Here is a 1085-nt window from a genome sequence, read left to right as displayed (position 1 = left end):
ATTGAGCTCGGTCCCGGGGATCCTCTAGAGTCCGCTCATGGCGGTCGAAGAGACCGGCCGCGGCCTGTTCGAGGACAAGGCCGTGAAGAACATGTTCGCCTGCGAGCACGTGACGAACTCGATCATCAATCAGAAGACGGTCGGCGTCATCTCGCACGACGAGATCACCGGCATCACCGAGATCGCCGACCCGGTCGGCGTCATCTGCGCCCTGACCCCCGTCACCAACCCGACCTCGACCGCCATCTTCAAGTCGCTCATCGCACTGAAGACCCGCAACCCGATCGTGTTCGGCTTCCACCCGGCGGCCCAGAAGTGTTCCGTCGCCGCGGCGAAGATCGTCCGCGACGCGGCGATCGCCGCGGGCGCTCCGGAGAACTGCATCCAGTGGATCGAAGAGCCCTCGATGGAGGCCTCCGGCGAGCTGATGAACCACCCGGGCGTCGCCCTCATCCTCGCCACCGGCGGCAACGCGATGGTCCGTGCCGCCTACTCGTGCGGCAAGCCCGCCCTCGGCGTCGGCGCCGGCAACGTCCCGGCCTTCATCGAACGCACCGCCAAGGTGGGCCGCGCCGTCAACGACATCGTCCTGTCGAAGTCCTTCGACATGGGCATGGTGTGCGCCAGCGAGCAGGCCGTCATCCTCGACGAGCCGATCGCGGCAGAGGCCCTCGCCGAGTTCGCGCGTCTGCACGCCTACATGGCGACGCCCGCCGAGAAGCGCCTGCTCGAGGAGTTCATCTTCGGCGTCACGGCCGACAGCGAGAACTGTGCCGGCGCCAAGCTGAACCCGACCGTCGTCGGCCAGTCGCCGCAGTGGATCGCGGAGCACGCGGGCTTCACCGTTCCGGAGAACACGTCGATCATCCTCGCCGAGGTCGGCAGCGTCGGCCCGCAGGAGCCTCTCACGCGCGAGAAGCTCGCGCCGGTGCTCGCCGTGCTGCGCGCGAAGACGCCGGCGGAGGGCATCGACCTCGCGCGCCAGATGGTCGACTTCGAGGTCTCGGCCACTCGGGTGCGATCCACTCCAACGACCAGGACGTCATCGCTTCATTCGGGCGCGTCGTCAAGGCCGTCCGCATCAT

1 pseudogene is annotated in these 1085 nt (G+C 67.7%); it reads left to right on the top strand.

Annotation, left to right across the window (positions count from 1 at the left end):
- Positions 1 to 37: 37 nt before the first annotated feature.
- Positions 38 to 1085, top strand: a pseudogene (locus I5I_RS08115) (aldehyde dehydrogenase family protein); the annotation flags it as partial.

Origin of the sequence: Microbacterium sp. B24 (assembly GCF_000333415.1) — a bacterium.
In the GTDB taxonomy this organism is placed as follows: domain Bacteria; phylum Actinomycetota; class Actinomycetes; order Actinomycetales; family Microbacteriaceae; genus Microbacterium.
This window is presented reverse-complemented; position numbering and strand designations above follow the sequence as displayed.